Annotated in this window: 2 protein-coding genes; one reads left to right on the forward strand and one right to left on the reverse strand. The window is 53.0% G+C overall.

Annotation, left to right across the window (positions count from 1 at the left end):
- On the forward strand, positions 1 to 1,007 hold a 1,007-nt coding region (locus tag VB081_RS12910), incomplete at its 5' end, for a LacI family DNA-binding transcriptional regulator (protein ID WP_323401190.1).
- A 487-nt stretch (positions 1,008 to 1,494) separates the two neighbouring features.
- Here VB081_RS12910 and VB081_RS12915 read toward each other — a convergent pair.
- The coding region (locus VB081_RS12915) for a dihydroxyacetone kinase subunit L (protein ID WP_323401191.1) at positions 1,495 to 1,978 on the reverse strand (484 nt) is incomplete at its 5' end.

The raw sequence follows: 1,978 nt of genomic DNA on the forward strand, positions 1-1,978 counted from the left end.
TTATGACAATCCGGGAAATTGCGCGTCTTGCAAACGTTTCGCCCGCCACCATTTCTCTTGTACTAAACAATAAACCCGGTGTGGGCGACGAAACAAGAAAACGCGTACAAAACATATTAAAAGAATATGATTATAAGCTTCCGCCCAAAAACAAGGTTCCCTTAAAGAATATCCGCTTCCTGAAGTACAAAGACCACAGCATGATCGTGGACGGGAACGCCGGCTTTATCTCGACGATCATCGACGCAGTGGAGGCCGAGTGCCGCGAGATGGGATATAACCTGATCATCACCACTGTGAAGGGTAGTTTCAAGCAGGCACTGAACATCCTGCAGGAGGACACTTCCGACGGCATTATTTTGTTGGGGACGGAGATCCATCCCGACGACTATCCGCTTTTGAAGTCTGTCGCAACGCCTATGGTCATCGTTGACAACGTGATGTCGCGCGAGCCATATGAGTGCGTTGTGATGAACAATCAGGAAACCACCTATTTTGCGCTGAAATACCTTGCCGATTTAGGACACAAGGAAGTCGCTTATTTCAAAAGCGCCACCGAGATATCCAATTTCCACGAACGCAGCCTTGCTTTTTATGACTGCTGCGAAGTGCTTGGTCTTACGTGCAACAGCACATTTGAGCTGACGCCTACTCTTGACGGTGCGTATGATTCCATGAAAGAATACATTCGCAGCGGCGCTCAGTTCCCGACGGCGGCTTTTGCGGACAACGATACGATCGCCCTTGGGGCAATGAAGGCCTTGCAGGAGGCCGGGTATAAGATTCCCGAGGATATCTCCATCATGGGCTTTGACGATATCCCTTACTGCACGATCTCTGATCCACCGCTTACCACGATGCGCGTGCCGCGGCGCAGGATCGGCAGGCGCGCTGTACGCAGGCTGTGTGAACGCATGCAGGAAGACCCGATCAACAGCAATGTCAAGATTCTGCTGGGGTCGCGGCTGGTAGAGCGCCAGAGCACCTGCCCGCCCAAGAAAAAATAAATCAGCTTTTCAAACGCATTGCCAGCCGGCGGTGCGTTTTTTTGTACTTTCTATGGAGCAAGCGTGCCGCAGTCTTAGATGGCTATTTGCATTCCGAGTCTGCGCGCAAGCTTCCTACTGATACTTGTTGCCGCCAGTCATCGCAGCCGTTTGCAATCGCTCGGGTTTTGCTTCGCAAAAACTCGCTCTTGCAAACGCCAGTGCGATTCCGCCGGATTCAGCACGCTCCTAATAAGCCAATAGCGCGCGGCATCGTGCCCTTTGCCGTATGCGATTGAGACAGCGATACACGCACCATCTTTTTACGTTCGTCAGGAATAATCGGTTTTGCAAGCGGGGACGCGCAGCAAAATAACTTTGAGCAAAGGGGGCACACGGGGGAACTGCAAGTTCCGCCCGTGAAGCGAGCGAAGCAAGCGCCCTTAGCAAAGGGAAAGGCAGACATTTCTGTCCGCCTTTTCCGTCATCTATACTTGGAGTTGTACCCTTATGATACCGCGCTTGCGAAACCCTCCATCAGCAGCTTTGCAACCGCTGCGCCCGGATCGAGCAATTCGCGGGACGCCTCGCCTCGCGTAGCCGCGCGTCCATGCACCGCGAGCATTCCTTTTGTTGCAAGGAATCCTTCTTCCGCCGCTTTTTTTGCATGTTCAGCCATTGTCTTCATATCCGCGCCTGCCGCCGCATCCTTCGTTAAGGATTCGACCGCCGGATGCAGCCCGTCAAGGAAGGTTTTATCCCCTACCTTTGCGCTGCCGCGATTCATAACGCCGTCAAAATATGCTTGGAATAGCGTTGCCACACCATTTGCGTCGAGTTCCTCTTTGCCCCTGAGCTCTTTGCCCGCACTCATCAGCCCGGAAGCCATGAGCGTGCCCATTGTAGAAGGAACCGCTGTGGACATCGCCTTACCGGCGAAATACAGCATTTTGCCAAGGTCTTTTTCGTCGCCGGACGCAACCGCGTCATAC

Source organism: Christensenella sp., from assembly GCF_034927525.1.
Taxonomy (GTDB): Bacteria; Bacillota; Clostridia; order Christensenellales; family Christensenellaceae; genus Christensenella.